This is a genomic window from Plectonema cf. radiosum LEGE 06105 (genome assembly GCF_015207665.1).
GTDB lineage: Bacteria > Cyanobacteriota > Cyanobacteriia > Cyanobacteriales > Nostocaceae > Rivularia > Rivularia radiosa_A.
Map to the genome: position 1 here is coordinate 1 of NZ_JADEWL010000290.1, position 2,113 is coordinate 2,113.

1 protein-coding gene is annotated in these 2,113 nt (G+C 39.7%); it reads left to right on the forward strand.

The window, feature by feature from the left end:
* The first annotated feature begins 306 nt into the window (after positions 1 to 306).
* Positions 307 to 2,028 carry a diflavin flavoprotein gene (locus IQ247_RS32020; protein ID WP_193926218.1) on the forward strand — a complete coding sequence of 574 codons (1,722 nt, stop codon included), beginning with the start codon at positions 307 to 309 and terminating at the stop codon, positions 2,026 to 2,028.
* Positions 2,029 to 2,113: the final 85 nt, after the last annotated feature.

Sequence of the window (2,113 nt, forward strand, 5' to 3'; positions counted from 1 at the left end):
GGGAAGATAGTTGGTATCCCAGGCTTGTGTGAGGGTTTGTTGGTTGAATAAACCCCAGTGTAAGCGGGAGTTGCCGATTGTTAATGCTAACCAGGTTTTTGGAGGATTAGATAACATTTTTTTAACGCAAAGGTGCGCGGAGGTTAACGCTGAGGTACGCTGATAAAATTAAACAATGTCCAACATGATTAAACTTTCTAAACTCAACCTATAGATATATTAATAAAAATTTACAAATAACTCGTGTCACAATATAAGTAGACGCATAAATACTCAGTTATTAAAAAGCTATTAAGGAGAGGAATTATGGTAGCAGTTACCGAGAAAACTGAGAAAAAGCTCACCATGCAGACTGCTGAAATTGCTGCTGATACTACGGCAATTCGCTCTCTGGATTGGGATAGAGATAGATTTGATATCGAGTTTGGTTTGGAAAATGGCACTACCTATAACTCGTTTATCATTCGTGGTGAAAAAATTGCTTTAGTTGATACTTCTCACGAAAAGTTCCGCAAGCTGTATTTTGATACTCTCAACGGACTGATTAATCCAGCGGAAATCGATTATTTAATTATCAGTCATACTGAACCCGATCACAGCGGTTTAGTTAAAGATTTCTTACAGTTGGTACCCGAAGTTACTGTTGTCGGTTCTAAAGTTGCGATTCAGTTTTTGGAAAATCTGGTACACCAACCTTTTAAAAATCAAATCGTAAAAAATAGCGATCGCCTTGATTTAGGTAATGGACACGAGCTTGAATTTGTCATTGCTCCTAATTTACACTGGCCCGACACAATTTTCACTTACGATCATAAAACCCAAATTCTCTTTACCTGCGATGCTTTTGGGATGCATTATTGTTCGGATGCTACTTTTGATGAAGATTTAACAGCAATTAGTGCGGAATTTAAGTATTATTACGAGTGTTTGATGGCTCCGAATGCTCGTTCTGTAATGTCTGCTCTCAAACGCATGGGTGAGTTGGAAACTGTGGGTATGGTAGCAACTGGACATGGACCGCTTTTATCTCATAATGTAGATGAATTAATTGGACGCTACCGCGATTGGAGTAAAAATAAAGCTAAGGCTGAGAAAATTGTTGGTATTTTCTACGTTTCTAAATACGGTAACAGTGATAAACTTGCTCAAGCAGTAGCCAGCGGTGTTTCTAAAACCGAAGTGGCTGTAGAAATGGTAGATTTAAGCGAAGATGTTGATTTACAGGAATTAAGAGAACAAGCAAGCCGCTTTACTGGAATTGTCATCGGAATGCCCCCAGCATCCGATCAAAAGATTCAAACTGCTTTGAGTACTATTTTAGGTTCGGTACACGACAAACAAGCGGTAGGATTATTTGAAACTGGTGGTGGTGATGATGAACCAATCGACCCGATATTAACAAAATTCCGGGAGTTGGGTTTAAAACCAGCTTTTGGTGTCATCAAAATTAAATCTTCACCCACTGAGAATACTTATAAGCAGTGCGAAGAAGCGGGAACCGATTTGGGACAATTGTTAACCCGTGAGCAAAGCATCAAACACATGAAGTCTCTTGATGCTGACTTGGATAAAGCTTTAGGAAGATTGAGTGGTGGTTTGTATATTATTACTGCTCAACGAGGTGATGTAAAAAGCGCTATGTTAGCATCCTGGGTGAATCAAGCTAGTTTCAAACCCTTGGGATTGTCGATCGCAGTAGCGAAAGATCGAGCCATTGAATCCTTGATGCAAGTCGGGGACAAGTTCGTTTTAAATATTCTCGAAGAAGGTAATTATCAAGCCTTAATGAAACACTTTCTCAAGCGATTCCTTCCTGGTGCAGATCGTTTTCAAGGAGTAAAAACCCAAGCAGCGGAAAATGGTGCGCCGATACTCAGTGATGCATTAGCCTATGTAGAGTGCGAAGTTGCGAGCAGAATGGACGCTGGAGACCATTGGATTGTATACAGTACAGTATATGCAGGTAAAGTCAGCAAACCTGATACTTTAACCGCTGTACATCATAGAAAAGTTGGGAATCATTATTAATCAGTGAACAGTGAACAGTAACTAATTAGGAATGAAGAGTTAGGAGTTAGGAATTTTTATTTCTACCCCCTCTTCCCCCTCTACC

Coding starts and splice junctions, on each gene's coding strand:
- IQ247_RS32020 (WP_193926218.1), top strand. CDS start 307: ATGGTAGCAGTTACCGAGAAAACTGAGAAAAAGCTCACCATGCAGACT.